The sequence below is a fragment of the Lacticaseibacillus hegangensis genome, from assembly GCF_003946465.1.
GTDB classification, from domain to species: domain Bacteria; phylum Bacillota; class Bacilli; order Lactobacillales; family Lactobacillaceae; genus Lacticaseibacillus; species Lacticaseibacillus hegangensis.
In genome coordinates, this window is sequence record NZ_RHOL01000019.1 from 13,209 (window position 1) to 39,956 (window position 26,748).

General features: G+C 55.3%; 25 protein-coding genes and 1 other RNA gene. 21 read left to right on the forward strand and 5 right to left on the reverse strand.

Annotated features, from left to right (window positions below; all coding sequences use genetic code 11):
• Positions 1 to 66: 66 nt before the first annotated feature.
• Together EKM86_RS07165 and EKM86_RS07170 are read right to left on the reverse strand one after the other, a co-directional pair.
• Positions 67 to 2,856: a cation-translocating P-type ATPase gene (locus tag EKM86_RS07165; RefSeq protein ID WP_164506210.1), complete on the reverse strand. Its 2,790-nt coding sequence runs from the start codon at positions 2,854 to 2,856 to the stop codon at positions 67 to 69.
• Between the two features lie 232 nt (positions 2,857 to 3,088).
• Positions 3,089 to 4,513 (reverse strand): aldehyde dehydrogenase family protein, encoded by a 1,425-nt coding sequence (locus EKM86_RS07170; RefSeq protein ID WP_164506206.1) that lies wholly within the window; start codon positions 4,511 to 4,513, stop codon positions 3,089 to 3,091.
• Positions 4,514 to 4,821: 308 nt separating this feature from the next.
• On the opposite strand from EKM86_RS07170, the gene cdaA reads away from it, so the two are divergent.
• The 3 genes from cdaA to glmM are packed head-to-tail and all read left to right on the forward strand — an operon-like array spanning position 4,822 to position 8,123.
• Positions 4,822 to 5,667 (forward strand): diadenylate cyclase CdaA, encoded by an 846-nt coding sequence (cdaA, locus tag EKM86_RS07175; protein ID WP_125756518.1) that lies wholly within the window; start codon positions 4,822 to 4,824, stop codon positions 5,665 to 5,667.
• A complete protein-coding gene (locus tag EKM86_RS07180) occupies positions 5,664 to 6,725 on the forward strand; it encodes a CdaR family protein (RefSeq protein ID WP_125756520.1) in 1,062 nt (353 codons plus the stop codon). Before cdaA ends, EKM86_RS07180 begins: the two co-directional genes overlap by 4 nt.
• Positions 6,726 to 6,761: 36 nt before the next feature.
• A complete protein-coding gene (gene glmM, locus EKM86_RS07185) occupies positions 6,762 to 8,123 on the forward strand; it encodes a phosphoglucosamine mutase (RefSeq protein ID WP_125756522.1) in 1,362 nt (453 codons plus the stop codon).
• A 78-nt stretch (positions 8,124 to 8,201) separates the two neighbouring features.
• Here the strand turns inward: glmM and EKM86_RS07190 are convergent, their stop codons facing one another.
• Positions 8,202 to 9,479 (reverse strand): ISL3 family transposase, encoded by a 1,278-nt coding sequence (locus tag EKM86_RS07190; protein ID WP_125756524.1) that lies wholly within the window; start codon positions 9,477 to 9,479, stop codon positions 8,202 to 8,204.
• Positions 9,480 to 9,832: 353 nt separating this feature from the next.
• Between EKM86_RS07190 and glmS the strand changes: the two genes are divergently transcribed.
• Positions 9,833 to 11,644: a glutamine--fructose-6-phosphate transaminase (isomerizing) gene (gene glmS / locus EKM86_RS07195; protein ID WP_125756526.1), complete on the forward strand. Its 1,812-nt coding sequence runs from the start codon at positions 9,833 to 9,835 to the stop codon at positions 11,642 to 11,644.
• Between the two features lie 88 nt (positions 11,645 to 11,732).
• Here the strand turns inward: glmS and EKM86_RS07200 are convergent, their stop codons facing one another.
• Positions 11,733 to 12,041, reverse strand: a complete 309-nt coding sequence (locus EKM86_RS07200) for a DUF2628 domain-containing protein (RefSeq protein ID WP_125756529.1) — start codon at positions 12,039 to 12,041, stop codon at positions 11,733 to 11,735.
• A gap of 172 nt (positions 12,042 to 12,213) precedes the next feature.
• Here EKM86_RS07200 and EKM86_RS07205 point away from each other — a divergent pair, with 172 nt between their 5' ends.
• The 15 genes from EKM86_RS07205 (at position 12,214) to EKM86_RS07275 (ending at position 23,782) form a co-directional block, all read left to right on the forward strand.
• On the forward strand, positions 12,214 to 12,720 hold the full coding sequence (locus tag EKM86_RS07205; protein WP_225419377.1) for a VanZ family protein: 507 nt from the start codon (positions 12,214 to 12,216) through the stop codon (positions 12,718 to 12,720).
• Between the two features lie 72 nt (positions 12,721 to 12,792).
• Positions 12,793 to 13,536 (forward strand): YebC/PmpR family DNA-binding transcriptional regulator, encoded by a 744-nt coding sequence (locus tag EKM86_RS07210; protein ID WP_125756533.1) that lies wholly within the window; start codon positions 12,793 to 12,795, stop codon positions 13,534 to 13,536.
• A 91-nt stretch (positions 13,537 to 13,627) separates the two neighbouring features.
• The gene (locus tag EKM86_RS07215) at positions 13,628 to 14,479 is read left to right on the forward strand and encodes an ATPase, T2SS/T4P/T4SS family (protein WP_125756591.1); all 852 of its coding nucleotides are present in this window, start codon (positions 13,628 to 13,630) and stop codon (positions 14,477 to 14,479) included.
• Positions 14,472 to 15,443, forward strand: a complete 972-nt coding sequence (locus EKM86_RS07220; RefSeq protein ID WP_164506207.1) for a type II secretion system F family protein — start codon at positions 14,472 to 14,474, stop codon at positions 15,441 to 15,443. Before EKM86_RS07215 ends, EKM86_RS07220 begins: the two co-directional genes overlap by 8 nt.
• Positions 15,440 to 15,754 carry a prepilin-type N-terminal cleavage/methylation domain-containing protein gene (locus EKM86_RS07225; RefSeq protein WP_125756537.1) on the forward strand — a complete coding sequence of 105 codons (315 nt, stop codon included), beginning with the start codon at positions 15,440 to 15,442 and terminating at the stop codon, positions 15,752 to 15,754. Before EKM86_RS07220 ends, EKM86_RS07225 begins: the two co-directional genes overlap by 4 nt.
• Positions 15,751 to 16,206, forward strand: coding sequence for a type II secretion system protein (locus tag EKM86_RS07230; protein ID WP_125756540.1), 456 nt, complete (start codon positions 15,751 to 15,753; stop codon positions 16,204 to 16,206). The genes EKM86_RS07225 and EKM86_RS07230 overlap by 4 nt, the downstream gene beginning before the upstream one ends.
• Positions 16,203 to 16,499, forward strand: coding sequence for a hypothetical protein (locus tag EKM86_RS07235; protein ID WP_125756542.1), 297 nt, complete (start codon positions 16,203 to 16,205; stop codon positions 16,497 to 16,499). Before EKM86_RS07230 ends, EKM86_RS07235 begins: the two co-directional genes overlap by 4 nt.
• Positions 16,456 to 16,941, forward strand: coding sequence for a hypothetical protein (locus EKM86_RS07240; RefSeq protein WP_125756544.1), 486 nt, complete (start codon positions 16,456 to 16,458; stop codon positions 16,939 to 16,941). The genes EKM86_RS07235 and EKM86_RS07240 overlap by 44 nt, the downstream gene beginning before the upstream one ends.
• Entirely contained in the window at positions 16,922 to 17,134 is a 213-nt protein-coding gene (locus EKM86_RS07245; protein WP_125756546.1) for a hypothetical protein, read from the forward strand. Before EKM86_RS07240 ends, EKM86_RS07245 begins: the two co-directional genes overlap by 20 nt.
• A 70-nt stretch (positions 17,135 to 17,204) precedes the next feature.
• The gene (locus tag EKM86_RS07250; RefSeq protein WP_125756548.1) at positions 17,205 to 18,215 is read left to right on the forward strand and encodes a class I SAM-dependent methyltransferase; all 1,011 of its coding nucleotides are present in this window, start codon (positions 17,205 to 17,207) and stop codon (positions 18,213 to 18,215) included.
• Between the two features lie 13 nt (positions 18,216 to 18,228).
• Positions 18,229 to 19,419 carry an acetate/propionate family kinase gene (locus EKM86_RS07255; protein ID WP_125756550.1) on the forward strand — a complete coding sequence of 397 codons (1,191 nt, stop codon included), beginning with the start codon at positions 18,229 to 18,231 and terminating at the stop codon, positions 19,417 to 19,419.
• A 43-nt stretch (positions 19,420 to 19,462) separates the two neighbouring features.
• Positions 19,463 to 19,921, forward strand: coding sequence for a hypothetical protein (locus EKM86_RS07260; protein WP_125756552.1), 459 nt, complete (start codon positions 19,463 to 19,465; stop codon positions 19,919 to 19,921).
• A 147-nt stretch (positions 19,922 to 20,068) separates the two neighbouring features.
• A complete protein-coding gene (locus tag EKM86_RS07265; RefSeq protein WP_125756554.1) occupies positions 20,069 to 21,442 on the forward strand; it encodes an amino acid permease in 1,374 nt (457 codons plus the stop codon).
• Positions 21,435 to 22,787 carry an amino acid permease gene (locus EKM86_RS07270; RefSeq protein WP_125756556.1) on the forward strand — a complete coding sequence of 451 codons (1,353 nt, stop codon included), beginning with the start codon at positions 21,435 to 21,437 and terminating at the stop codon, positions 22,785 to 22,787. The genes EKM86_RS07265 and EKM86_RS07270 overlap by 8 nt, the downstream gene beginning before the upstream one ends.
• 185 nt (positions 22,788 to 22,972) lie before the next feature.
• Positions 22,973 to 23,782, forward strand: a complete 810-nt coding sequence (locus tag EKM86_RS07275; protein WP_164506208.1) for a recombinase family protein — start codon at positions 22,973 to 22,975, stop codon at positions 23,780 to 23,782.
• Between the two features lie 263 nt (positions 23,783 to 24,045).
• On the opposite strand, the gene ssrA is transcribed toward EKM86_RS07275, so the two are convergent.
• Positions 24,046 to 24,416, reverse strand: a transfer-messenger RNA (tmRNA) gene (ssrA, locus tag EKM86_RS07280).
• 115 nt (positions 24,417 to 24,531) lie between these two features.
• On the opposite strand from ssrA, the gene EKM86_RS07285 reads away from it, so the two are divergent.
• The gene (locus tag EKM86_RS07285) at positions 24,532 to 25,251 is read left to right on the forward strand and encodes a response regulator transcription factor (protein ID WP_125756561.1); all 720 of its coding nucleotides are present in this window, start codon (positions 24,532 to 24,534) and stop codon (positions 25,249 to 25,251) included.
• Positions 25,248 to 26,711, forward strand: a complete 1,464-nt coding sequence (locus tag EKM86_RS07290; RefSeq protein ID WP_125756563.1) for a sensor histidine kinase — start codon at positions 25,248 to 25,250, stop codon at positions 26,709 to 26,711. Before EKM86_RS07285 ends, EKM86_RS07290 begins: the two co-directional genes overlap by 4 nt.
• The last annotated feature ends 37 nt before the right edge of the window (positions 26,712 to 26,748 follow it).

Sequence of the window (26,748 nt, forward strand, 5' to 3'; positions counted from 1 at the left end):
TGGCTTTTTGATGATTGCACAAAAAATCCGCCCAGTTTGATGACTCAAACTGAGCGGATTCATTAGTTAAGCGACTGCTTGGGCGGCTTTCCCGAGCCGGCGCCGGTCGATCCATTTGCGTAGCTGTTCGATTAAGAAGATCGGAATTGGAATGGCGAAGAGGAAGAGCCAGTCGGCACCTTGAAGTACGGTGGTGTTGAAGAGTTCTTGAACCCCTGGCGTCATGGTCAGGAAAGCGAACAGGATGACTTCAAACACGATCCCATACCAGACCCGGCGGTTGGAGAACAGGCCCACTTGCATGACCGAAGCGGTCTTAGTCCGGCAGTTAAGCGCGTTGGCGATCTGGGAGAAGACGATCGCGCCGAGCACCATGGTGGTTGCCCGTGAGTAAACCTGACCGGAGGCTGCTAAGGCAATGCTTGGCCAGCCGTTTTGGACGTTGACGAAGAAGTAAGCAAACGTCGAAACGACTGAACTGATCAGACCATACCAGAGGAACGCTTTCCAGACGACGGATTTGTTCATCAGGTGCGCATTCTTAGCGCGCGGCGGCTGCTGCATGATCCCAGGTTCAGCGCGTTCAGAACCCAGACCCAACGCAGGCAGCATGTCGGTCCCAAGGTCAACGGTCAGAATCTGCATGACGGTCATTGGCAGTGGAATCAAGCCGCCAGAGAACAGGAACAAGGCTGATGGCACCGCTTCTGGCACGTTCGAGGTGAGAATGTAGGTCAGGAACTTTTGCAGGTTGGAGTAAACGGTCCGACCTTCTTCAATCGCCGCAACGATTGAAGCAAAGTTATCATCGGTGAGGATCATGTCTGCGGCATCCTTAGCAACATCCGTGCCAGTGACCCCCATGGCGACGCCGATATCGGCCTTCTTCAACGCTGGGGCATCGTTGACCCCGTCACCGGTGGAAGCGACGATTTCGCCGTTCTTCTGCAGCGTGGATACAATCTTGTACTTCTGTTCAGGGGCGACCCGGGCAAAGATGATTTCACCCTTCAGCGCATCCTGCAGTTCGGCTTCACTCATGGCCTCAAGCTCGGTACCAGTAACGACCCGGGCCTTGTCTGAGGTCAACCCGATTTTAACCGCGATCGACTTGGCGGTCAGGGAAGAGTCCCCGGTGACCATGATGATCTTGATGTTGGCTTCGTGGCACTTCTTGACCGCGTCGTAAATTTCTGGACGCGGCGGGTCAGCCATCACAGTTAACCCGACGAAGGTCAAGTGGTTTTCAGCTTCTTCAATCGTCATCGCGTCCAGCTGCTTTTCTTGGTCTGCTTCAGCCGGGATTTCCCGGTAGGCAGCCGCCAGGGAGCGCAGGCCCAACTTTGCGTACTTAGTGTTGGCAACGTCGATGGCGCGACGGTCGTCTTCGGTGATTGGCCGGACTTTGCCGTCGACTTGAATCGTGTCGCACTGGTGAACAATGTCAGACAGGGAGCCCTTGACGCAAATGGCCAAGGTCGAGTCATTGATCTGATGCACCGTGCTCATCCGCTTGCGGTCGGAATCAAATGGGAATTCCTTGAGCCGCGGCGTTTCTTTGGTGGCAGCCGCCAGGTCGAAGCCGGCTTTTTGAGCCAAGATGACCAAAGCAGCTTCGGTTGGGGTACCCAAAATCTTGGGCTTCCCGTTTTCCTTGTCCTGCTGGACTTGGGTGTCGTTGTTCAAGGAGGAGACGCGCACCAGCAGGCCAAGCTCTGGTTCCTTCATCGGGTCGACTTTTTGCCCGTCCAATTCGATGTGACCATTGTTCACATAGCCCTGACCCGTAACTTTGTATTCCTTGCTGCGAGTCCAGACGTGATTGACAGTCATTTGGTTTTGCGTCAGTGTCCCGGTTTTATCCGAGCAGATGACGGTGGTCTCGCCAAGGGTTTCAACGGAGTTCAGATCCTTGACCAGCGCGTGTTTCTTGGCCATGCGCGTGACGCCTTGCGCCAGGCTCAAGGAAACGGTCGGGAGCAAGCCCTCAGGAATGAAGGCGACGATCATGCCCAGCGCAAAGATAAAGGCCTTGGCGACGGGGTAGTGGACGAAGAAAATTGAGGCAACGAAAAATGCGACGCCGATCCCGATGGCAATGATAGAAATCTGGCGAGTCAGGTGATCCAGTTCAATGGCCAACGGGCTCTTGGCCTTTTCCTGCTGCTGGGTCAGCGCCGCGATTTTACCGAACTCAGTGTGCATCCCAGTGGCGATCGCGACCGCCTTACCGGTGCCGGCACCAATCGTGGTCCCAGCGTAAATCAGGTTGCTTTCGGCAAATTGACCCTCGCCTGGGTCGTACTTCACAAACTTGGACTCTGGCACGGATTCACCAGTCAGCGCGCTTTGGTCGACCTGCATCGAAGTTGCTTCGATCAACCGGGCATCAACTGGAATCGCGTTACCGGCTTGAAGCATAAAGACGTCACCTGGCACCAGCTCGGTCGCGTTTTTCTGCTCCAACTTACCATCGCGGTAAACCTGGGTGAATGTTGGCAGCATGGCCATCAACGAATCAGTGGCCTTTTTCGCCTGAAATTGTTGCCAGTAGCTGAACAGGCCGTTGATGATGTCAACCAACCAGATCGCGATCCCCAGTTCAAGTGTCCCGGAAAAGATCGCCACAAACCCCGAGACCCACAGAAGAATCGCCATCAAACTGGTGAAGTTCTTGATGAATGCTTTGAAGCGTGATTCTCCCTGAGCTTTGGTGATCGTATTATCCCCGTACTGGGTGAGCCGCTTTTTTGCTTCGGCCTCACTAAGCCCAGTGGCGGTGGTGTTGAGGTCCTTCAAGACCTCATCGGGTGAATCAGTCGCGTACTGCGCTTTTTTTTCTGTTGCAGACATAATCTATCTAACCTCCACGTTTCGGCAAGCGCCGAAAAAATGGCCCGGCTGGGCCGGGCACCCCAAACTTTACGGACCATAAAGCCGCATGGTTCATAGGGACATTCTAACGCTTTGCGCGAAATTGAACACCCATTTTTGCGCTTTGTTCAAGCGGGTTAAACGCATGCACGCAAAACGCCAGCCGACTCGCGCTGGCGGGCCAAACTGGCGTGCAGACAAAATGAGAAAAAGATTAATTTGCGTGGATCAAATCACGGAGTTCACCGATCAGCTCGTTGGGATGGCGAGTAGCGCGCGCCACGGTTTTGATGTTCAGCAGGTCCATGGCGGTCAGGTTATGTGAGATGGAATTCTTGCCATAAGAGCCCGTCCCTAGCGTCAGCGACGGGGTCAAGTGGTTGAACAAACCGCCAATTCCGCCCAAGGACGCAGGCGAGTTGACCAGAATCCGGCACGCTGGCATGCGTTCACCAAACGCGGCGATCACTTTTTCGTCGGTGGTGTGAAGCGCCGCGGTGTGGCCGAGGCCGCCATAGTTAAGCAGGCCTTGGCACAGGTTGAAGGCGCTGGCCTGGTCATTGGCGATGTACAGGCCGAGCACTGGGCACAACTTCTCCCCAGACAGCGGGAAGTTCTGGCCAATCCCATCAAGTTTGGCAATCAGCAATTTGGTGCCTTTCGGGACTGTAATGCCGGCCAGCCGCGCGATTTTCTCGGCACTTTGACCGGCAATCGGGCCGCGTACGGTGTGTCTTTGCGGATCGATGACGGTCCGGCTGAGCTGCGCGATTTCACTTTCAGGCACAAAGTAGGCACCGCGCTGGCTGAACGCCTTGCGAACAGCCGGGTAAATGGCCCGATCGACAACGATGCTGTTTTCTGAGGCGCAGACCATCGAGTTGTCAAAAGACTTACTTAATAGGATATCGTTGACCGCTGAAGCGATGTCCGCGGTCTTTTCTATATAGGCAGGGGCGTTGCCCGGGCCGACGCCCAGGGCGGGCTTACCAGTCGAATAGGCGGCTTTGACGAGACTCGGCCCGCCGGTCGCCAGCACCAGTGCGACGCCTTGATGATTCATGAGGGCACTAGACGCCTCGATGCTGGGGTGGTGAATGCATTGAATGAGGCCGGCTGGGGCTCCGGCCTTGACCGCGGCAGCTTCGAGGATTTTGACTGTGGCGGCGCCGCACTGCTGGGCCTGTGGGTGCAGGCCGAAGATGATGGCATTGCGGGTTTTAAGTGCGAGAATGGCTTTAAAAATAACTGTGGAGGTCGGGTTGGTCACAGGGGTGACGCCGGCCAAAATGCCGAGTGGTTCTGCGTATTTAGTCAGTCCGTTGACGCGGTCTTCCTCAATCATGCCGACGGTTTTCACATCTTTGATCGAATTCCAGATGTATTGGCTCGCGTAGATGTTTTTGATGGCCTTGTCTTCGGCATTGCCGCGGCCGGTTTCCTTCCAAGCGAGAAATGCCAAGTCCTTGGCGTGCGCACGGGCGGCGGCTGTCACCGCCTGGGTGATGTTGTCGACTTGCTTCTGGGTGAATCGAGAGTAGGTGTTGAACGCGAGCTGAGCCGTGCTGACCAATGTGTTGACTTCGGTGCTTGGGTCTGCCTGATATTCCGCGTGTTTCATTGCAGCAACTTTTGCCATGATGATCGACCTTTCCGTGTCTGATTACCTTCATCCTAACGTCTTGAAAACAAATGTAAACACGCTGAAAACATGGTATAACAGGTGATGAGCGACGTTTCAAACAAGCCTTGGCCAGTGCGCTGATGACGCTCAGGGCACAGTGTCTGTTCATGATTTCACTAGAGGTTCCCATTTTTTGCAACCGAATACATATTTTCTGAACTGGTACAGAAAAATATTTTGCCGAAACAGGCGCGCAAAAGGGCTGAAAGAACGATGGGGCCGCCGTGGTATAATAAGTCGATAATAAAGATGGAGGACAGGCTATGCAGGATTTTCTCAGTAATATACTGCGCTGGTCGACAGTGACCAATCTGATCGACATTCTTGTCGTTTGGTATGTGGTCTATCGCCTGATTATGCTGGTTCGTGGGACCAAGGCCGTCCAGCTGCTCAAGGGCGTGTTCGTGATTGTGGCAATCAAGGTCGTGTCACTGATCCTGCAGCTGCACACCGTCGGCTACATGGTCGACATGATCATCACCTGGTCGGTACCCGCAATGGTCATCATTTTCCAACCAGAAATTCGGCGCGGGCTGGAGCACCTGGGCCGCGGCTCGGTCCTGCCATGGACGCGCACCGACGAGCATCAGCAGGAAGAGCGACTGGTCAAGGAGCTGGACAAGGCCATTCAATACATGAGCAAGCGGCGGATTGGCGCTTTGATCACGATTCAGCAAAACACTGGCCTCGAGGATTACATTGAAACGGGGATTCCCATTGATGCGGATGTATCGGGCGAACTGCTAATCAATATTTTCATTCCCAACACGCCGCTGCATGATGGCGCGGTGATCATTCGCGATAACCGCATCGCCGTCGCCGCCGCCTACCTGCCGCTTTCGGAAAGCAGCCTAATCCCCAAGGAATTAGGGACTCGGCACCGGGCCGCAGTCGGGATCAGCGAAGTGACCGACGCGCTGACGGTTGTCATCTCCGAGGAAACAGGCGGGGTGACCGTCACGACCAACAACCATTTGATCCGCGATTTGACGCGGACGGATTACCTGAAGCTGTTCAAGGCTCAGCTGATTCCACAAGACACCGAGAAGCAGAATCGGTTCCAGACGTTCTTCTCTGATTTAAAGCGCAAGGGAGGGACCAAACGATGAAATTTGACTTTAGCAAACTCTGGGACAGCAAGTGGTTCTACCGGGTCCTCGCCTTAGTGCTCGCCATCGCGCTTTTCGGTTACGTTAATGCGGAGCAGATCAATCGGGCACAGAATAATGGCAACAATGGCGCCGCAGTCACGGCGACGACCAAACGCACGCTGCGAGTGCCCTTGGAGTTAAAAGCGGACACCGACAAGTATTTCATCACCGGTTATCCGCAGCGGGTGACGGTGGATCTGGAAGGCAGCACCAGTTTGGTTACCATGACTGCCAACACGTTAAATTTCCGTGTTGTCGCGGATCTGACTGGCCTTGGTGTGGGCACCCACACCGTCCGGCTCAAGGAGCAGGGATTGAACAAGGACCTCACTTACGCCATCAAGCCGCGGACCATTAAAGTGACGATTCAGGATCGGCGCACGCGCAAGATGCCGATTCAAGTCAAGTACAATGCAGATAGTCTGGCGCCCGGTTACAGTGCGGATACGGCCCAGTTGAGTTCGGAAACGGCTGAGGTCACCGGCGGTAAAGGCGAAATCAACCGGGTCTACCAAGTGGTCGCGAACCTGGTGATGACGCGCAACACCAAAGCCGACGTCGATCAAGAAGTCCTGCTTCAGGCGCTGGATGAGGACGGCAACACATTGAACGTGGTCCTTTCTCCAGCGACAGTTCACGTTCACCTGCCAGTCAGTCTGCCGAGCAAGAAGGTCGCGGTGGTCTTGAAGCAAACCGGGACGGTGCCCCATGGCACCAGCTTCACGTTGAATACTGACACCACGACTGCCACGATTTATGGCACACGCGCGGCACTGAAAAAAATTGACACGCTGACCGTGCCAATCGATATTTCAAAAATCAATAAGAGCACCTCCCTGACGGTTCGCCTGAGCACGGCGGCCACTGGGATTGTTTCCAGTGATCCGCGGACCATCAAGGTTCAGGTGACCCTGATGACGGATCCCACTGCCGGCGGTACCGGCGCAAGCGAGTCGAGCAGCAGTAGTGACTCGACCAGCGTCTCGAGCGCATCGAGCAGTTCTGTGGAAAAATAAATCAACCATAAAAAATTCAGAAATGAGGCATTTGGCATGACGAAGTATTTTGGCACTGACGGGGTTCGAGGTATCGCAAATCAGGAGCTGAGTCCGGAGCTCGCGTTTCGGCTTGGGCGCTGCGGCGGGTACGTACTGACTGAGCACGCGAAGGACACGGCAAAAAAGCCCTTGGTGCTGGTTGCTCGCGATACCCGTGCATCTGGTGAAATGCTGGCCGAATCTCTGATCTCAGGCCTGCTGTCGGTGGGCATTGAGGTGCTGTCACTGGGCGTCATCACGACGCCTGCAGTGGCCTATCTGATCAAGGTGCAAAGCGCCGACGCCGGCATTCAGATTTCCGCCAGTCACAACCCGGCAGAAGACAATGGCATCAAATTCTTCGGCCCGGATGGCTACAAGCTGTCAGATGAAACCGAAGATGAGATCGAAGCCTTGCTGGATGCCCCGGAGGATACCTTGCCGCGCCCGGCGGCCGAGGGTCTGGGCCACGTCAATGACTATCCTGAAGGCGCACTCAAGTACACTCAGTTTCTCGAGCAGACCTTGTCAGATGATTTGACCGGGATTCACGTCGCACTGGATGCGGCGAACGGGGCCACGAGCGCTTTGGTGGCGCGTCTGTTTGCTGATCTGGACACGGAGTTTGACACCATGGCGACCCACCCTGACGGCATCAATATCAATAAGGGCGTTGGCTCGACGCATCCGGAGGCGCTGGCCAAGTTTGTGGTCGAAAAAGGGGCCCAAGTCGGGCTGGCTTTCGATGGTGATGGTGATCGGTGCATCGCGGTGGATGAAAATGGCCAGATCGTTGACGGCGACAAGATCATGTTCATTCTAGGCAGCTACATGAAGGCCCAGGGTCGACTTAAGCAAGACACTGTCGTGACCACGGTTATGTCCAACCTCGGGATGTACAAGGCGCTTGAAGCAAACGGCATGAAGTCGGTTCAGACCGCAGTTGGCGACCGGCATGTGTCCGAGGAGATGCGGGCGCACGGGTACAACATCGGCGGCGAGCAAAGCGGCCACGTGATCTTGTTCGATTACCACAACACCGGGGATGGCATGCTCACCGGCATTCAGCTGCTGAATGTGATGAAGAAAACGGGCAAGCCGCTGTCCGAACTGGCCGCACCGGTGCACACTTACCCACAAAAGCTGGTCAACGTTAAAGTTTCGGACAAGAATAACTGGCAACAGTACCCTGCGATCCAGGCCGCAATTGATACGGTCGAAAAAGAGATGGCCGGCGACGGCCGCGTGCTGGTCCGGCCAAGTGGGACCGAACCGCTGCTCCGGGTGATGGCTGAGGCTAAAACCACAGACCTGGTCAATCAGTATGTCGATCAGATTGTCGCCGTCGTCAAAAGCGAAATGGGCGGCGAAGCGTAAAACATTGGCTCTTCGTCAAGTGAAGTTGCGCATCATTTATGAGAGTATCTAGACCTTAATTGGTCTAGGTACTCTTTTTTAAGCTGCCAGGTTGTGGGCTTTGGGGTTAAACCAGACACGCTCAAGGAAAATACGGTTGATAAAGTTATCCCAGTTTTTATAACCATAGGCAGTGTTCTTGATTTTCTTGATAAGACTGTTAATGCCTTCTAGAAAGCCATTTGAGTAGTCGAACCTCAAGGCGTTCAGGACCTGCTTTTTGTACTTTCGCAGCGAGGTAATTGATTGATCCATTCGGTTTTGAAGAGGCTTATAGGAGCTTAGAGCCTGATCAAGAGCGACTGCGTCACGCGCTTTGACAGCTGAGAGGATAGCTTGGTATGTCTCGTATGTGGCGCGAAATGTCGGGGAGAGATCAAGACACTTGGAGACGAGGTTCACTGTGGTTTCGTAATAGCCCACACTCACGTGGTATGTAGGCCTAACGGCTTCGAGTTCCTCAAAGCGTTTCAGGAACACCTTCCATTCTCGCTTCATGAATCGGTATTCGCCGCTGGTTTTGGGTACGGTCTTCATGACCTGAACACGCACCATATTGAGAGCAGTAGAGACCATTTGCACGATGTGGAACCTGTCGACGACGACCTTGGCGTTAGGAAACAGGCGTGGAATCAAGTTAATATAGCCTGCATTTAAGTCTAAGGATACTGTTTTGACCTGTCGGCGTACTTTGAGTGGGAACCGTTCAAAGTACTTGGTGATCTGATAAGAGGTTCGAGAGGGCAGAATGGCTCCGATTTCACGCGCGTCACTATCAGCCCAGATGAAACTCATCTTGTTTGTGGATTTGAACTCGTCGAATGCTAGGTGTTTCGGTAACCAAGTCGCTTGGGTGAAATTATGAAGCTCTGCCTCAGCATCTATGATTCGTTGAATCGTTTTATCCGAGACATGATAGCGTTGAGCGATGTCTGTCAAAGAATGGTTGGATAATGCCTCATACAGTAGCATGCGGCGCACAGGCTCACTGATTTCGCAGTTGGGGCGGACGTAGTCGGTCTGACTTTGAAAGATTGAGTGACACCGTTGGCAGCGAAATTTCTGGCATCGCAGTTTCAAGTATGTCGGTCGGTAGCTGAATCCGGGAGCAATGATTCGCGACTGATTAAACCCATAACGAACGATCTTATCGGTAAAGCCACAGTTCGGGCAGCAATCTGGACGAGCCTTCAGGTCAGCCGTGTACACAAGTGCGGTCTTATCCTCAATCTTCTCGAGCTTCGCGTCCTCCGTGAAAACTATATTTGGGTCTGTAATTTCAAGGGCAAATCGAATAGACTTACTAGTTAGGGACATTACACACACTCCATTTCTAATTTCTTTGGTCGGAGAGCAGACAAGGGATAGTGTAATGTCCTCTTTGTGTGCTCAGACATAAAAATGGTATATAAAAAGGAGTTTCCAGGCAACCCGCCTTTCAACTCCAAATATCGTAGCGCCAAAACATTTTAATCAGGCCCTTGGCTCAGTGATGACGAGCCAAGGGCCTTTTTTTGAGGCTGTTCACTATACCAATTTTATCAATAAGTCCTATACCACCAGACATTTTTGTTGACAATATCCAGACACAGCACTATATTTGGACATAAATCATCTTAACCAATATTCAGAAAATGGTTTATACCAATAAATGAAACGGATGTGGGATTATGTGCGGAATTGTCGGTGTCGTTGGTAAGGAAAATGCCCCGGAGGTCTTGCTCAAGGGATTGGAAAAGCTGGAGTACCGCGGGTATGACTCGGCCGGTCTCTACGTGAACGACGGTCAAGGCCACGATCACCTCGTCAAGCGGGTGGGGCGGATCAGCCAACTGGTGGCCGCCGTCGGGCCCGAGGTGCAGGGGACCATGGGCATTGGCCATACGCGTTGGGCGACAAACGGCAAGCCGACGATTGAAAATGCGCACCCGCACGTCTCAAACGATGAGCGGTTCTACCTGGTGCACAATGGCGTGATCACGAACGCTGCGGCCTTGCGGGCCAAGTATCTCAGCGACGTGCCCTTCGCCGGTCAGACGGACACCGAGGTGGTGGTCCAGCTGGTGGCCTTTTTTGCCCGCGAAGGACTGAGTGCCAAGGCGGCCTTTGCCAAAACGCTGAGCTTGCTTGAGGGCTCCTATGCCTTCTGCCTCGCAGATCGCACGGATGCCGATCACCTGTATGTGGCCAAGAACAAGAGTCCACTGCTGGTTGGCAAGGGGCAAGGCTTCAATGTCGTCGCCTCAGATGCCTTGGCGATGCTTCAGGAAACCGATCAGTTCATCGAGCTCAATGATGGTGAACTCGTCACGCTCACTGCTGATGACATCGCGGTTGAAAATGCGGCTGGCGAGCGTCTGGACCGGGCGCCAATCACCGTCAGCATCGACGCGGCTGACGCGGAGAAAGGTACTTTCCCGTTTTACATGCTCAAGGAAGTTTCCGAGCAGCCGGCCGTGATGCGGCGCTTGATTAGCCGGTACGTCGACCAAGCCGGCGCCCCACAGTTCGATCAGGCGATGCTCGAGGCGTTGGCCTCAGCAGATCGGCTTTACATTGTCGCGGCCGGCACCAGCTATCATGCCGGGCTGGTGGGGCAAAGCCTGTTTGAGCAGCTCGCCAAGGTGCCAACGGAGGCTTACCTTGCCTCTGAGTTTGGCTATCACCAGCCGCTGCTGTCAGCCAAACCGATGTTCATTTTTCTCACGCAAAGCGGCGAGACCGCGGATATTCGGCAGGTGCTGGTGAATGTCAAGCAGGCAGGCTACCCGTCATTGACCTTGACCAATGTGATCACCTCAACTCTGGCGCGTGAGGCAGACTATGCCGTTGAATTGGCCGCTGGGCCGGAAATCGCCGTTGCTTCGACCAAGGCGTACACGGCGCAAGTGGCCGTCGAGGCGCTGCTGGCCAAGGCGTTGGGCATGGTGAAACAGGTCCCAGCAGCGGCCGCGTTCGACGTCGCCCACCAGCTCAGCCTGGCCGCGACCGGCCAGCAGGCGCTCATCGACCAGCAGGAGCAGCTCCATCTGCTAGCCACAGACATGTTCGGTAAAACGCGTAACGCTTTTTTCATTGGGCGTGGCACCGATTACTTTGTGAGCCTGGAAGCGGCGCTGAAACTGAAGGAAATCTCTTACGTGCAGGCTGAGGGATTTGCGGCAGGGGAGCTGAAACACGGCACGATCGCGCTGATCGAGCAAGACACGCCGGTCGTCGCCTTCATCACCGATCCGGTGACGGCGGCCCGCACGCGCAGCAACGCCGAGGAGGTTGAAGCGCGCGGCGCCAAGGTACTGCGGATTGCTTCCGCCAGCTTGGCTGAGCCGGGCGATCAGGTGATCGTTGATGACCTCGATCCGCTGCTGACACCGCTTCTGACCATCATTCCCGGGCAACTGCTGGCCTACTTTACCAGCCTGGATCGCGGTTATGACGTTGATCGGCCGCGCAATCTGGCCAAGTCGGTGACCGTCGAATAATCAACAAAAAAGGGTCCCCATCATCGGCCTGCGCATAACAACGCGCAAGTTGATGGTGAAGGCCCTTTTCTTGCCCATTCATGCTTTGCTAGCCAATGAAGTTGTGGCTTTGCAGAGCAGTTTCGGAGTAATCATCTGCTGGGCCGTAGCCATGGCTCAGCAGGTCGTTGATGTACAAGCGATTGTAGATGAACGAGAACACAAGGCCGACCAGTGCCCCACCAAAGCCGAGCGTCGGCACGCCCAAGATGATCGTGATGGCGAGAAGAATGAAGAACCATTTCCAGTCGCCTCGAATTAGCGGAACGAACAGACCAAAGAAGAACACTGTCCACGAAAAGCCGATCTTAACTTGCTTGATCTGCCGCGTGGCCGGATTTGTCAGATTGATTTTCATATTATTGCCCCATCCCAAAGTTTAATGACATCATGCCTGCGCTTATTATAGCGAAATGTGTCTGCTTTAGATAGAAAAAATGCGGCGCCAATGATGTTTCTGCTTGACGCTGCGAGCGCTGGTCTCAAGCCGGGTTTTGATGTGATAAACTGAGGGTAGCGGAGGCATGTCGATGTTCAAAAAATACAACTGGCTGTGGCTCGACCTAGTCGTGATAATCGGTTTGTTCATCAGCTCCAGCATGCCGTATCACGCCCAAAGTCTTGTGCCTGAGCTGAATGCGCTGCTGCCGGCGCGTTCAGGCTGGGCGTTTGTGAATCAAATCGATTTTTTCTGGGCGGCGCAGCACGTTTCCATTCAGGCGATGGGACTGTCGGGGCTGGTTGAGTTTTTCCTGCGTAAGCTGGCACATTTCGGGAGCTTTTTTCTATTTGGGCTGGCCGCTTTTTTGGGGCTGCGAGACTGGGTCAAGCCGCGGTGGCTGCGGCTGGTGCTGGCGCTGCTCAGCAGTACTGGGGTCGCGGCCTTTGATGAGTTCCACCAGATGCTGACTGCCGACCGCACGCCGCTGTTTCAGGATGTGATGCTCGACACGGCCGGGGCGTTTTTGGGCATTTTGGTTGCGTTGCTGGTTGCCGGTCGGCGGCAGAAGCACAAGAAGGCCGCCAGGGCGCGTTGAACAGCCCCTGTTTTTTTGCTATACTCAATAGCGTTTATGTCCATACTAATTTTTTCGAAAAGAGGGTTTAAGATGTCAGGACATTCCAAGTGGCACAACATCCAGGGCCGTAAGAACGCTCAGGATGCCAAGCGCGGTAAAATTTTTCAAAAAATCTCCCGTGAGCTTTTCATGGCAGCAAAGCAAGGTGGTTCTGACCCAGACAACAACCCGTCGCTGCGGTTGGTCATGGATAAAGCCCGGGCGGCCAACATGCCCAAGGACAATATCAAGCGCGCGTTAGATAAAGCTGAAGGTGGCGACACCACTCAATACGATGAAGTCCAATACGAAGGCTACGGTCCAGCCGGTATCGGCGTTTTAGTCGAAGCACTGACCGATAACAAGAACCGCACCAGCTCCGATGTGCGCGTGGCGATCACGCGTCACGGTGGCACCATGGCTGGCGCTGGTGCAGTTTCCTACATGTTTAATCGTAAAGGCTACTTTGTGATTGATCGCGAAGGGCTGGATGTTGATGAGGATCAAATGCTCGAGGCCGTACTTGAAGCCGGGGCAGAAGATCTGCAGACCTCAGACGATGAGTTTGAGATTTACACCGACCCTAAAGATTTCGCCGCTGTGCGCGATGCGCTTGAGTCCCAAGGCTTCCATTTCACGACTTCCGAGCTGACGATGGTTCCGGAAAACACGGTGCCGATTCCAGAGGACAAGCTTGAGACCTTCCAGAACATGATTGATGCGCTGGAAGATAACGACGACGTGCAAAACGTCTACACCTCGGCCAAGTGGCCCGATGAAGATCCCGCCAACTAAGGTCATTTGAGTCAAATGCGATTCTTGCACCCCTCAACTTCTGAGGGGTGTTTTTGTGTCCCTAGCGAAATCTTTTGGCGAGGTGAGAAAGATGGAGGCTGGACTGCTTGAGATATTTGAAAAGGCGCGCGCCGCACTGGCCAGTGATGTTTATTTTCTGCCCAAACCCACTGGCGTGACTGTGCTGATCCGAACGGCAACCGGCTGGGGCGAGGCTACGGTTCGGACGCTTGGGGAAGGGGCCAGCTGGATCAGGGCGTTGAAGTATGACGCCGGGATGAACGTTGCCGAAACCAGAAGACCGCAGCTCGGGGCGCTGCCGTTGGCGCAGCTTGGCATCACGCTGCGACTCAGTACAGTGGGCGACTACACGAATCAGGAGGCACTCGTCGCACGGCTGATCTACGGCGTACCAGGCCTAGACGAATGGACCGCCCCGATTGTCGAAGACTTGGTCGATCGGTTGAATCGGCAGCGGATGCTTGCGTTGTGTGGCCCGACCGGCAGCGGCAAGACGACGCTCCTGTATCAGGTGGCGACGGCGCTGGGGCAGGCGCGCATGGTGATGACGATCGAGGACCCGGTGGAAATCGCCGCCCCGGCGTTTTTGCAGCTGCAGGTGAATCCCGAGGCGGGAATGAGCTACGCCAGTTTACTGAAGGCAGCGCTGCGGAAGCGGCCCGATGTGCTGGTGATCGGCGAGATCCGGGATTTTGAAACGGCGCAGGCGGCGTGTGAGGCCGCAATTTCCGGGCATGTGGTGCTGACGACGGTGCACGCGAAGCAGGCGGCGCAGGTGCCGCTGCGGTTGACTGCGCTTGGGGTGGCCAGGCCGCTGGTGCAGGCGGCGCTGCGCATGAGCGCGGATGTGCACCTGGAAAGCGACCCAGTGGTCCACCCGGTGGTTTCGGTGCTGGTGCACGAGGAGGGAGCAAATGACTAAGCGGCGGTTAGCCTTGGCCACTCAACTGGCCGTTTGTGAACAACTCAGTCAGGGATTGTCCGCTGGGTTTTCACTGCGCCAGGCCCTGACATTGATCACATTGACCTTCAAGGAGCAAGCCGGATTGTGGCGGCTGCTGGACGAGCGGCTCACGGCAGGCAACGGTCTGGGCGAAAGCTTAGCCGAGCTTCACTTTCACCCTCAGATTATCGCGCAGTTAAGGTTGGCGGAGCACCACGGCCACCTGGCAAGCGCGCTTCACGATGCTGTGGCACTGGTGCGCGTGCAGACGACTAGCCGCCACAAACTCAGACAGCTCATGGTGTATCCGGTGCTTTTACTGGGCCTGCTGGGAGTCATCCAGACAGTGTTGTTGGTGGGGGTTTTGCCAATGCTGGGCGGCACTCACGCGAGCTTCGTCCGTACGGAGCTGATTGGCGGCGGTGTGCTGGCCATGCTGTTGGGCGGTGGGTTCGTTGCCCTTCGCCGGCTGACCCCGGTCGGGCGAGCCGGCCTGTTTCAGCGCGTGCCGGTCATTCGAGTGCTGGCAATCGAATACTATCAGTATCAATTTGTCAGCGGTCTGGCGCAGTATCTAGGGGCCGGTCTGCCGTTGGTCAGTTACTTTGAGGCGCTTAGTGAGGACGCGGCCAATCCCTTGGTCCCGGTAGGCTTGATGGTGCAAGCCCGCTTGACTGCAGGGGAGTCGATCGAGTCAGCACTGAATCATCGCCTGATTTTTCCCCCGGCGCGGGAACTGCTGCTGATGGGTCAGCCGCAAGCTCTCGTGGAGGCGGGGATGGCGCTGTTTGCCCAGCAGCTGTTGGCGCGATTTGAAGAGCGCATTGAGCGCTGGCTGGCGATGGTGCAACCGGTGATGTTTATTTTGATCGGACTGCAAATCGTCATGATGTATCGAGAATTATTGCTACCGCTTTACGACAATTTAGGAGGATTGCCATGAAGAAACGCAAGGCGTTTACCTTGATCGAGGTGCTGGCAGCATTGGCGCTGATTATTGTGCTGACGTTGACGTTAGTGGTCACGATCCAAGGACAGGTTGAACAGGCGAAGGTGCGTCAAAGCCGGGCAATGGTCAAAACCGTCAACGCGCAAATCACGATTGCGTACGAGCAGCCTGACAGCGACAAAACCGAGTTTCGGAGTGTTGAAGCTTTGGTGCAGGCCGGAATCATTACTAGGGCTCAAAGCAGTCAGCTGGGAGACGTGGCCAATTACTCGGCGGACTCGCCACCAGGATTTAAGCTCAAATGAGACGCGCATTTACAATGGTTGAGGTGCTGCTGGCACTAAGCATTTTCATCATGATGAGTGCCGGCGTGATGGTGGTCGGTCGCGGCCTGGTGATCCGCGAGCGCGAGGAGCAGTTTTTGGCTCAGGTCGTCGACGGGTGGGACCAACTCCGCCAGCACGTCAGACAGGGCGACGGGCAAGGATGGATGACCATTACGACTCAGCGCGTGAGGTTTCAGGAGCAAGGCGCACTCGGTGCAGGTGATTATTTCATTGCGCTGCCAGATTCGCTGTCGCTGTCCCCCATTGGGGTGTTAACAGCCAGCGGACTCAAGACTTCCAAGGTGCAGTACAAATTTTTTGCGAGTGGGGCCGTCGACAGTGGCACCATCGTATTTCGCCGAGGCAATGGCAAGTATGTGAGGCTGGTGGTCATGATGCAGTGGGGGGTGATGGTACGCAAGAACGAATGAGAAAGGCGAGTGTGTTGGCGGAGCACCTGGGCGCGCTGATCGTCACCGCCATTTTGGTGAGCTGGTTGACCCTGCTGGCCCATCAGTATCAGGTGCAGGTGATGCCAGTGCGGCAGGCAGTGGCGGTTCGCTATGCCGCTCGCACCGCGCTGGCGGCCCATCCCGGTACTGGTGAAACGACGGTGTGGTTTGGAAAAGAGACCTACGCGGTCGCAATCAAGGCCGATGGGGTGGAGGTGCGGCAAACGGATGGACAAAAATTCTGGTTTCCATTCAGCGATGACGCTCGCTGAGGTGCTGGTGGCCTTGGCGCTGATGAGTGGCTTGCTGCTGATCTGGCGGCCGGTACTGGGTGCGGTGCGTCAGCTGCCCAATCTAAATCAAGAGGTGGCCATGCTGCAAATGGCGAACACGCTCACCCCGTACATGGCCAAAAGGGCTGAATTCAAAACTGTCATGCCGACTTCTTTATACTATAACGTGCCGGACCGCGACCCAACTTCCGTGACCGGTGGCGTTCAATATCAGCACCTCAAACTAGAGGTTCGGCGCACCGCTTCTGGATCCTACCTTCAAGGGTCAGGGACCGAGAGTGGCCCCGGCACCACACCGCTGATTTATGGGGTGGCCAAGATTCGGTTGACTGACATTGGTCCGGGCAGCGTGCGTTATGAGTTGTTTATGCTCAGCGGCGCCCGCCTGACAGGAGTGCTCAATGATAAAACGACGCGCTAGTGCACTACTGAGTGCTATCATGCTGCTGCTTTTGGTGACGCTTGTCAGCACTGCCGCGTTGCGGCAGTTTGCCAGCTGGCGAGTCACCTATACCCGGCAGCTGCAGCTCGAAGAGCAAGCGTTCACTGCAGCATACGAAAAATGGAAGCGGACCCAATCCCCGGAATCCGGGGGTGAAGTTGTGCAGCCCTGAACATTATCAGCTTGAATAAGCCCCCCTGCATCGGTAGAATGGTTTTGTACGATTATAAGGGGGCAACAGCGTGGCCAACGAGCACATGGAAACACTGTATCAGGCACTGGATCAAGCAACCAGCCTGCTGCATAAGCAGGTCAAGACTAGTTACCTTGAGGCGGCAACAGAGGCGGGTGAGGACCTGCTTGCCGGCACGATCACCGTTCAAGACGGCGTGCCGGATCAGGGGACCGTCAGCAAGCTGACCGCCATTTTTGATCCTCTGGATCTGACCACTTTTACCGCCGAGGAATGCCGGCAGGCGTTGCAGCTGGTCCTGGTCAAAGCCATTCAAATCGATGCTATCGAACCGAATAAGCAAGTGACGCCGGATGCGATGGCCGAGCTGGCAACCTTTATTGCCAGTGTCTTCCTGCAGCCGGTTCCTGAGGCGCTCACCGTTGCCGATTTGGCGGTGGGCACAGGAAACTTGCTGTTTGCAGTGATGAATCAGCTGAAAACAGCCCTGAATGTTAAGGTCAAAGGCGTGGGTGTCGATAACGACGAGACGCTGCTGGCGTTTGCGGGAATGAGCAGCCAGATGCAACACCAAGATGTTGAGCTGCTGCACGAGGACGCACTGGGGCCGCTTGCGACCCACGATGCGGCGCTTGTCGTGTCCGACCTGCCAGTGGGCTTTTACCCGCTTGATGAGCGAGCTAAGCAATTTGCCACTGCGGCCAAAAGCGGGCACTCGTATGCGCACCACCTGTTGATCGAGCAGAGCCTGCGGGCGCTGAAAGCTGGCGGCCTCGGGCTATTTTTCGTACCGAGCACGGTGTTCCAGTCGAGTGAGGCAGAAGGCTTGACGGCCTGGCTGACGGCCAGCGCCCACTTTCAGGGCTTGCTCAACTTGCCGCAGTCGCTGTTTGCCAAGGCCTCGGCGCAAAAGTCGCTGTTGATCCTGCAAAAGCCAGGGGCAGGGACCAAGCAGGCCAAGCAAGTGCTGATCGGGTCGTTCCCTGAGCTTACCGATCGGGATGCATTCAGTAAATTCATCGACTCAGTGCACAGCTGGGCCGCTCAAAATCTAGCGTAGGAGAGATGTTCAAATGCCAAAAATTTTAGCCATTAATGCCGGTAGCTCAACTCTGAAGTGGAAACTGTTCAACATGCCTGAAGAAAAAGTCATCGCCGAGGGTATGGTTGATCGCATGGGGCTGCCGAATTCCGAATTTAAGGTCAAGTACGGCGACGGCCAGAAGTACGTGGTCAACCAGGACATTCCCACCGCGGACATGGCCGTGGATATGCTGCTCAAGGCGCTGCTGGACCTGAAAATCATCAGCGACTACCAGGAGATCCAGGGTGTTGGCCACCGCATTGTTGCTGGGGGCGAACGCTTCAAGGAGTCGGAGAAGCTCGACGAGAAGTCCTTGAAGGAAGTTGAAGCCTTGTCCGAGTATGCGCCGCTCCATAATCCAGCGGAAGCCGAAGGGGTGCGCGCCTTCATGAAGCTGCTGCCTGGCGTGCCGGAAGTTGGCGTGTTTGATACCTCTTTCCACACGACGATGCCAAAGATGAATTACCTGTACTCCATCAAGCCGGAATACTACGAAAAATTCGGTGCCCGCAAGTATGGCGCGCACGGCACCAGTCACCGCTACGTGTCCCACCGCGCTGCTGAACTCTTGGGTAAGCCGCTAGAAGACCTGCGAATGGTCACCATGCACCTGGGCTCTGGCGTTTCGATCACGGCGGAAAAAGACGGCAAGTCTTTTGATACCTCGATGGGCTTCACGCCACTGGCCGGGGTGACCATGAGTACCCGCAGCGGCGACATCGACGCCTCACTGGTGGCGTTTCTGATGCAAAAGCTCAACATCACCGATCCCGAAAAGATGATCGATATCTTGAACAAGGAGTCCGGAATCTACGCGTTGTCAGGCCTGTCCCCGGACATGCGTGAGCTTGAAAAGACCCGCGATACCCGCCCGGCTTCGCAACTGGCCATCGACATCTTTGCCAACCGAATCATCAAGTACGTCGCCGGTTACATCGCCGAAATGGGCGGTGTTGATGCCCTGGTCTTCACCGCGGGCATGGGCGAAGGCGACATTGTGATGCGCAAGCGGATCATCGATGGGCTTGCTGTCTTTGGCGCCAAGATCGACGACGAGCGCAACAACGTCATGGCTAAGGAACGCCTGATTTCCAGTGACGATTCCAAGGTTAAGGTGCTGTTGGTGCCAACCAACGAAGAGCTGATGATTGCCCGCGACGTGGTGCGCCTCGGCAAGTAGGCAAAAGCGGCCCCTGTGGCCGTTTTTTGAATGGGGGAGCCCAATGACGATTTTTAGTTATGTCTATCTCGCGGTGTTTGTGATCGCAGCTGCGGTGCTGGTCTACGTGCGGACGCAGCTGGTGTTCACGGCCCGGCCCAACCGCTTTTTCCAGTGGTTTTACTGGGCGGCCGCGGTGATGATCGGGATTTTCACGGTGCTGACCAGTCGCACGCCAGCCGACTACATCAGCGGCTTCTTCATCACCGGGATGTTGGGACTGTTCGGCTTTTGGCGCAATGGCGTGACCGCCGATTCCCTGATCACGCGAATCGGGGCGGTCCGCGGGCTGAATTCGCTGACGGCGCTGCATCTCACGGTGCTGCCGACGGGGTTGACCGAGGTGGCGCCAATGGTCGGCAGTGTGACGATTGCCAAGTTGCGTTTGACGCAGTCCCCGGCAGTCCTCAAGGCATTTTTGGATAAAAGAATGGATCCCGCGCGGGTCATCATTGATGAGTGAGATAATTTCATCAAATAATTAAGAAAATGAATACAGCCGCGGTCTCATCGCGTTGAGGCCGCGGCTTTTGCGTGAAACCGGCATGCTTGGCTTTGAATGGCGGTAAATCGGCTATTACAATGGAATTACTATGTCGGAGGGAAGTTCATGCAAGCCAAACCAGAACAAGAGCTATCACGCAGTTTAAAAGGGCGCCACGTTCAGCTGATCGCCATCGGCGGCACCATCGGGACGGGCCTGTTTCTTGGAGCGGGCCAGTCGATTCACGTCGCCGGGCCTTCGATCCTTTTGGCGTATCTGATTGCCGGGCTCGTGTGCTTCCTGATGATGCGTGCGATGGGCGAGCTATTGATGTCCGATCTGTCGCAGCATTCGTTCGTCGACTTCATCAAGCGTTACCTTGGCGCGCGCGCGGGGTTTGTTGTGGGGTGGACTTACTGGATCTGCTGGCTGGCGATCGCGATGGCAGAAGTCACGGCGATTGGGCTGTACATTCGGTTCTGGTTCCCAAGCTTGCCGCAGTGGCTGCCGGGGCTCATCACGCTGGTGATCTTGTTGCTGATGAACCTGATTTCGGTTGGCGTATTCGGTGAAACCGAGTTTTGGTTTGCCCTGATCAAAGTGGGGGCCATCATCGGGCTGATTATTATCGGCTGTTGGATGATCGCGACCCATTATCCGACTGCCAGCGGGCACGCCGCCGTGTCCAACTTGGTCAATTACGGGGGCTTTTTCCCCAAAGGCGTGCGCGGATTTCTAGCGTCGTTTCAGATGGTGACGTTTAGTTTTGCGGGCATCGAAATGGTCGGCATGACCGCTGGGGAGACGGCCAACCCGAAAAAGGTGATTCCTGAGGCCATCAATGAGCTGCCGGTGCGGGTGATCCTATTTTATCTGGGCGCGCTGGCGGTGATCATGTGTATCTATCCGTGGTCTGCGGTGTCACCGGACTCGAGCCCCTTCGTTCAGGTGTTCAGTAATGTGGGCATCAGGGCCGCCGCTGACATCATTAACTTCGTGGTCCTCACGGCCGCGGCGTCGGCCTGCAACTCCAGCCTCTTCACCACCGGGCGGATGCTGTTCTCGCTGACCATTGGCACCAAAAACCGAGTCCTAAAGCCGTTTGGACGGTTGTCCCGGCGGCAGGTGCCGGCCAATGCGATCCTGGGCTCGGCGGCTTTGATCGCCATCGCAGTGCTGCTCAACATTTTCCTCCCCAGTGCCGTGTTCACGCTGATTTCAAGTGTCGCAACGACCAGTTTCCTGTTCGTGTGGGGGATGATCATCCTGGCGCACATCCGTTATCGCCGGCAAAATCCGCACGCGCAGGGGTATGTGGCGCCGTTTTATCCGGTAGGCGATTATTTGGTCTTGCTGTTCTTTATCGCAGTTGCTATTATCATGCTTATGTCTAAAACGACCGCGATTCCGGCGCTGCTTGCCGCGGCCTGGGTGATGCTCGTCACCTTTGGCCGGGTCTGGCACGACCGGCACGAACAGAAAGGATCATTGCATGGCTGACCATAACACTCAAGATGAACTTGCCCGCAACCTCTCCGCCCGGCACATCCAGCTGATGGCCATCGGCGGTACAATCGGCACCGGCCTTTTCCTGGGGGCGGGCCAATCTATTCACGTCGCCGGCCCGGCGCTGATTTTTGCCTACCTGCTGGCTGGCGTGATGTGTTTTTTCCTGCTTCGCGCGCTGGGAGAGCTGCTGCTGGCCGATTCCGGCGACCGGTCGTTTCTCGATCTCATTCGACATCACCTGGGGCCACGAGCCGCTTTTGTGACCGGCTGGACGTATTGGTTTTGCTGGGTCGCGATCGCGATGGCGCAGGTTACGGCGATTGGGGTTTACATTCGTTTCTGGTGGCCAAGCTTACCGCAGTGGCTGCCGGCGTTGGTTGCACTGGTGCTGCTGTTGGCAGTCAACCTGAGCGCGGTGGGATCATTTGGCGAGTTCGAGTTTTGGTTTTCGATGATCAAAGTCGTCGCGATTGGCGCCTTGATCGGCATTGGCGCATTCATGATTTTTGGCCACGCGCCCACCACTGCAGGCGCCGCAAGCCTTGCCAACTTGACCGGCCACGGTGGCCTTTTTCCCAAGGGGCTGTGGGGCTTCATGCTGTCCTTTCAAATGGTGGCTTTCTCCTTTACCAGCATCGAGCAGGTGGGGCTAACGGCCGCCGAGACCCATGATCCGAAGCGTACGCTGCCGCGGGTGCTCAATTCGCTGCCAGTGTTGGTCATTGTGTTGTACGTTGGTGCCTTGATTGTCCTAATGAGTATATTTCCGTGGTCAAAGGTCGCGGCAAACGGCAGCCCGTTTGTGCAAGTGTTCAATAGTCTGCACATTCCCGCCGCGGCCAGCCTTGTCAACTTCGTGGTGCTGACTGCCGCCGGTTCGGCCTGCATGGCGGCGATATACAGTGCCGGGCGTTTGTTGTTTGAACTCAGCATTACCCGGCCGCGGCTGCATGCACTGGCCAAACTGTCAAGGCGCCAGGTCCCGGTGCGCAGTTTGCTGGTCAGTAGTGGGGTCATCGCCATCGCAGTAGCACTGAACGCCGTGCTGCCGGCCTCTGTGTTCACCCTTGTCACGAGCGTTGCCACAGTCTGTTTCCTGTTTGTTTGGATGATGATCATCATCGCCCATTTGTGGTATAAGAAACGTCACCCCGAACGCGGGCTGTTCTCGGCGCCGCTGTTCCCGCTTGGTGATTGGTATGTCCTGGCCTTTTTGGCCTTTGTCTTCGTGGTGATGTTTTTCAGCCGGGACACTGCCATCGCGACTGCCGCGGCCCTGGCCTTGCTGCTGGCGCTCGCAGTGTTGGCCCGGTTGCAGTATCCAAAGAAGTCGTGAGTCAGCAAGTGAAAGCGCACCGTTAGTTCGGGTGATAAGCGAATCTGCTTATCGGCGAGCTTGCCGGTGCGTTTTTTTTACGGTCAACTAGTCGTGATTGACTAACTGACACCAAGGCAGTAGAATATTTCTGATTATTCATAACTTATATGCAAAAGTCATTCTTATGGCAGGAGGTCGCAGGCATGAATTATGGTTACGCACGGGTCACATCAGCAGCTCAGACAGTTGGTCAGCAGGTTGCGCGGCTTAAAAAATATGGCGTTGATCAGGTTTTCAAAGAAAAATACACCAACAAGCGCGTGAATCGGCACCGCCTCAATTCATTGCTGAATCAGGTGCGGCAGGGTGACACAATCACGGTGACGAGACTGAGTCGGCTGACTGCCAGCCCGAGCGAGGCACTGAATCTGATTAAGACGTTGCGGGAAAAAGGCGTTGCCCTCAACGTTCTCAATTTAGGTGTGATCGACGACACAATCGTTGGGCGGCTGACTGTTAGAATTTTGGCGGCAGTCGTGGAGATGGAAAACACCGGCATTGTTGAGCGCACCCAGGCGGGCAAGGATTTTGCTAAGGCGCACAACCCCGACTATCGTGAGGGCCGCAAGCCGGCACTCACACCAGAGCAAACGCGCAAGATGCTCCAACTGATCGACGAAGCCGGCAAGTCGCAGGCTGAGGTCGCCAAGCTGCTCGGTGTTTCGCAGTCGACGATCTCGCGAGCCTATCGAACTGAAAAGCTAACGATTCAGGCGTATGCGGAAGATGGCGGCATCAGTGCAGCCAGCGCCTATGACCGCCTGGGTGAAGGCGGTCGGGCAATTGTTGCACAAGCTCAGGCGGATGGTAGTTGGCCAGTTGAAGACCCGATTTATGATCAAAAGCCGGCGGGGGTTGACGACGTGACAGCCGCCGAAAGGGCCAAGATGGCCGCCCAGATTGAAAAGTATTTTGGTGACCCGGCTAAGGGCGGCGAGTCCACTCCCAAATAGTGGCTAAAATACGAAGCTGGAGAATTAGCTTGGGTTTGACAGTTTCCGGCCATCGACTCGGCAGGTTTTTGTTCAGAAACTAGTCGTTGCTATCATAAAATCTTCATAATTTAATAGCGGGTATTTCGTACCCGTGCGAGATACTGTCTGTGTACTGAATGTGCACCTGGAATTCTAAACAATGCAATTCTGACTCAAACAAAAACGCCATAAACCCGTTCTCACGGTATTTATGGCGTTTAATACAAACCAATACTCACTAACAATGGAGACGAGGGGAATCGAACCCCTGTCCATCAGCCTTCCTACCAACAGCTCTACACTCATAGTGCGCCTACTTGGGATTTCGCATTGCGCGAGCGCCGACGCGCAGGGCTAACGGCACAATGCTAACCTGATTATCTCTTGGCCGCGCCTTCAGGTGGGAAGGCGACCCGTAGCACTATTGATTGAGACCCAGAGCCGGCGCTAGTGCGACACCGGGAGGATCACGCTAAAGACTGTTGTTAGGCAGCCAGAGCGTAAGATGATTCATTATTGTTTGCAGTTAAAAACTGTGTTCCGTTGATGACGGAGCCGAGCCTCCGGAGTGCACCACTGGCGAAACGACCAATGTCGAGACCATTACGTCCCCATAACTTGCAAACTACATCCTATCACGCTGTTAAAACCTTTGTCAAAGAACTGTGCAGCGTGCTACGCTGGAATTATAATGTGATAGTGAACGATTAATTAGAAGAGGCTGTCAAATGAAAATCTTGATGATCGAAGATAATGAAAGTGTTGCCCAGATGATGGATATGTTTTTCAAAAAGGAACAGTGGGAGGTCGAAAATGCCTACGATGGCGAGTCCGGTCTGGCCATGTTTAAGGCGGCGCCGGACTCCTTCGACATCATTACGCTGGACTTAAACCTGCCGAAAATGGACGGTATGGAGGTGGCCCAGGAGATTCGGAAGCTGTCCAAAACCGTGCCGCTGATCATGCTGACGGCGCGCGACTCCGAAAGTGACCAGGTGCTCGGCCTTGAGCTGGGTGCGGATGACTACGTGACTAAGCCGTTTTCCCCGATCACCCTAGTGGCGCGCATCAAGGCGCTGCATCGCCGGGCCGAGACCGTCGAGCCGGCCGCGGCAGAGCAGCAAAGCGAAGACGATTTTGATGTGGTCACAGATCACTTCAAGCTGAGCACGAAAACCCGTGAGGCCTTCCTGGACGGCAAGGAGATCGAAGGCCTGACCCCCAAGGAATTTGACCTGCTCCACACCTTGGCGGCGAACCCGAAGCAAGTCTTTTCCCGTGAGCAGCTGCTGCAGCTGGTTTGGGACTATGAGTATTACGGTGACGAGCGGACCGTGGATGCGCACATCAAAAAGCTGCGCCAGAAAATCGAAAAGGCCGGGCCGCAAATCATCCAGACGGTCTGGGGAGTCGGGTATAAGTTTGACGATTCCGGGTTGGACCAGTGAAACTGCTCTATCAACAGATGCTGGCATTTTTCGGCGTCCTGATCGTGGCAATGGCGATCATTTCGGTGATGTTCATTCGCTCGACCTCAAGCACGGTGTGGCAGAACAGCTTTGACCAGCTGGAGGAATACACCGACGTGCTCAAGGATCACGCGGTGGATCCAAACACCTACCTGATCAACACGGAATTCATTGCGCACTCCGAGGAAATTCTGAAGAAGCAGAATGTCCATTTCATGATTTATGATGCCACCAATACCGTGCGTTACCCGCAAGCAGCAGAGGAACAAGGCACGGCCATCGCCAGCAAGTACTGGAAACAGCTGGAAAATGGGGATGCGGTGGCGCTGCCGGAGCTCACGACGAACCCGCGCAACGGCAAGCAGCAAAGCATGACGATTTACTACAAGCCAGTCTTTTTGTCCGGCAAGCTGCTGTTTGTCATCGCGGCCTTCGCGCCGGTCGACAACATTCAAAGCTCGCTTAGGCGGACTGAGTACAATTTGTTCATCGCCTTTTTGCTGTCGCTTTTGGTCGCCATTGTCCTCAGCTATGTGTTGGCGCGGTATCAGGTCAACCGGATCAACCGGTTGCGGCAGGTCACGCATCAAGTCGCGGAAGGCAATTACGATGTCGATGTCAAAATCAACAGTCGCACTCATGATGAGGTTGCCGGTCTGGCCGATGACTTTCAAGACATGGTCGGCTCGCTGCGAGACAGTCAGGCAGAGATTCACCGCCAAGAGGAGCGCCGCCGCCAGTTTATGGCCGATGCCGCGCACGAAATGCGCACACCGCTGACGACTATCAACGGCCTGCTGGAAGGGCTGGCCTACGATGCGATTCCTGAGGAAAGTAAGGGTGAGTCCATCCAGCTGATGCGCAATGAAACCAACCGGTTGATTCGCCTGGTCAACGAAAATCTGGACTACGAGAAGATCCGGACCAACCAGATTTTACTGAAGAAACAGACGTTTAATGCGACTGAGGCACTGGGCGAGATTAAGGTCCAGCTTCAGCAGAAGGCGGCTGACGCCAAGGATAAACTCGTGCTCAAGGCCAGTCCGGACGTTCAGGTGTACGCGGACCGCGACCGGTTTGTTCAGGTGATGGTCAACATCATCCAAAATGCGATTCAGTTCACTCAAAACGGGACGATCACGGTCACGGCCAAAACTGGGTACCATCAAACTGAGTTGAGCGTTGCCGATAGCGGGATCGGGATGACTGAAGACCAGGTTAAGAACATCTGGGAACGTTACTACAAGGCCGACCCATCCCGGAAGAACACGAAGTACGGCGAATCCGGGTTGGGGCTCGCCATCGTGCACCAACTGGTCACGCTGCACGGCGGCACGATCGATGTGCAGTCCAAGCAGGGTGAGGGGACGACTCTCACCGTCGCTTTCCCGGACCAGGAGACTGCGCCGAAGCAGGCGCCCATTACGCATACGAAATAAGCAGACACCCAAGCGCACTTCAGTTGGCTTGGGTGTT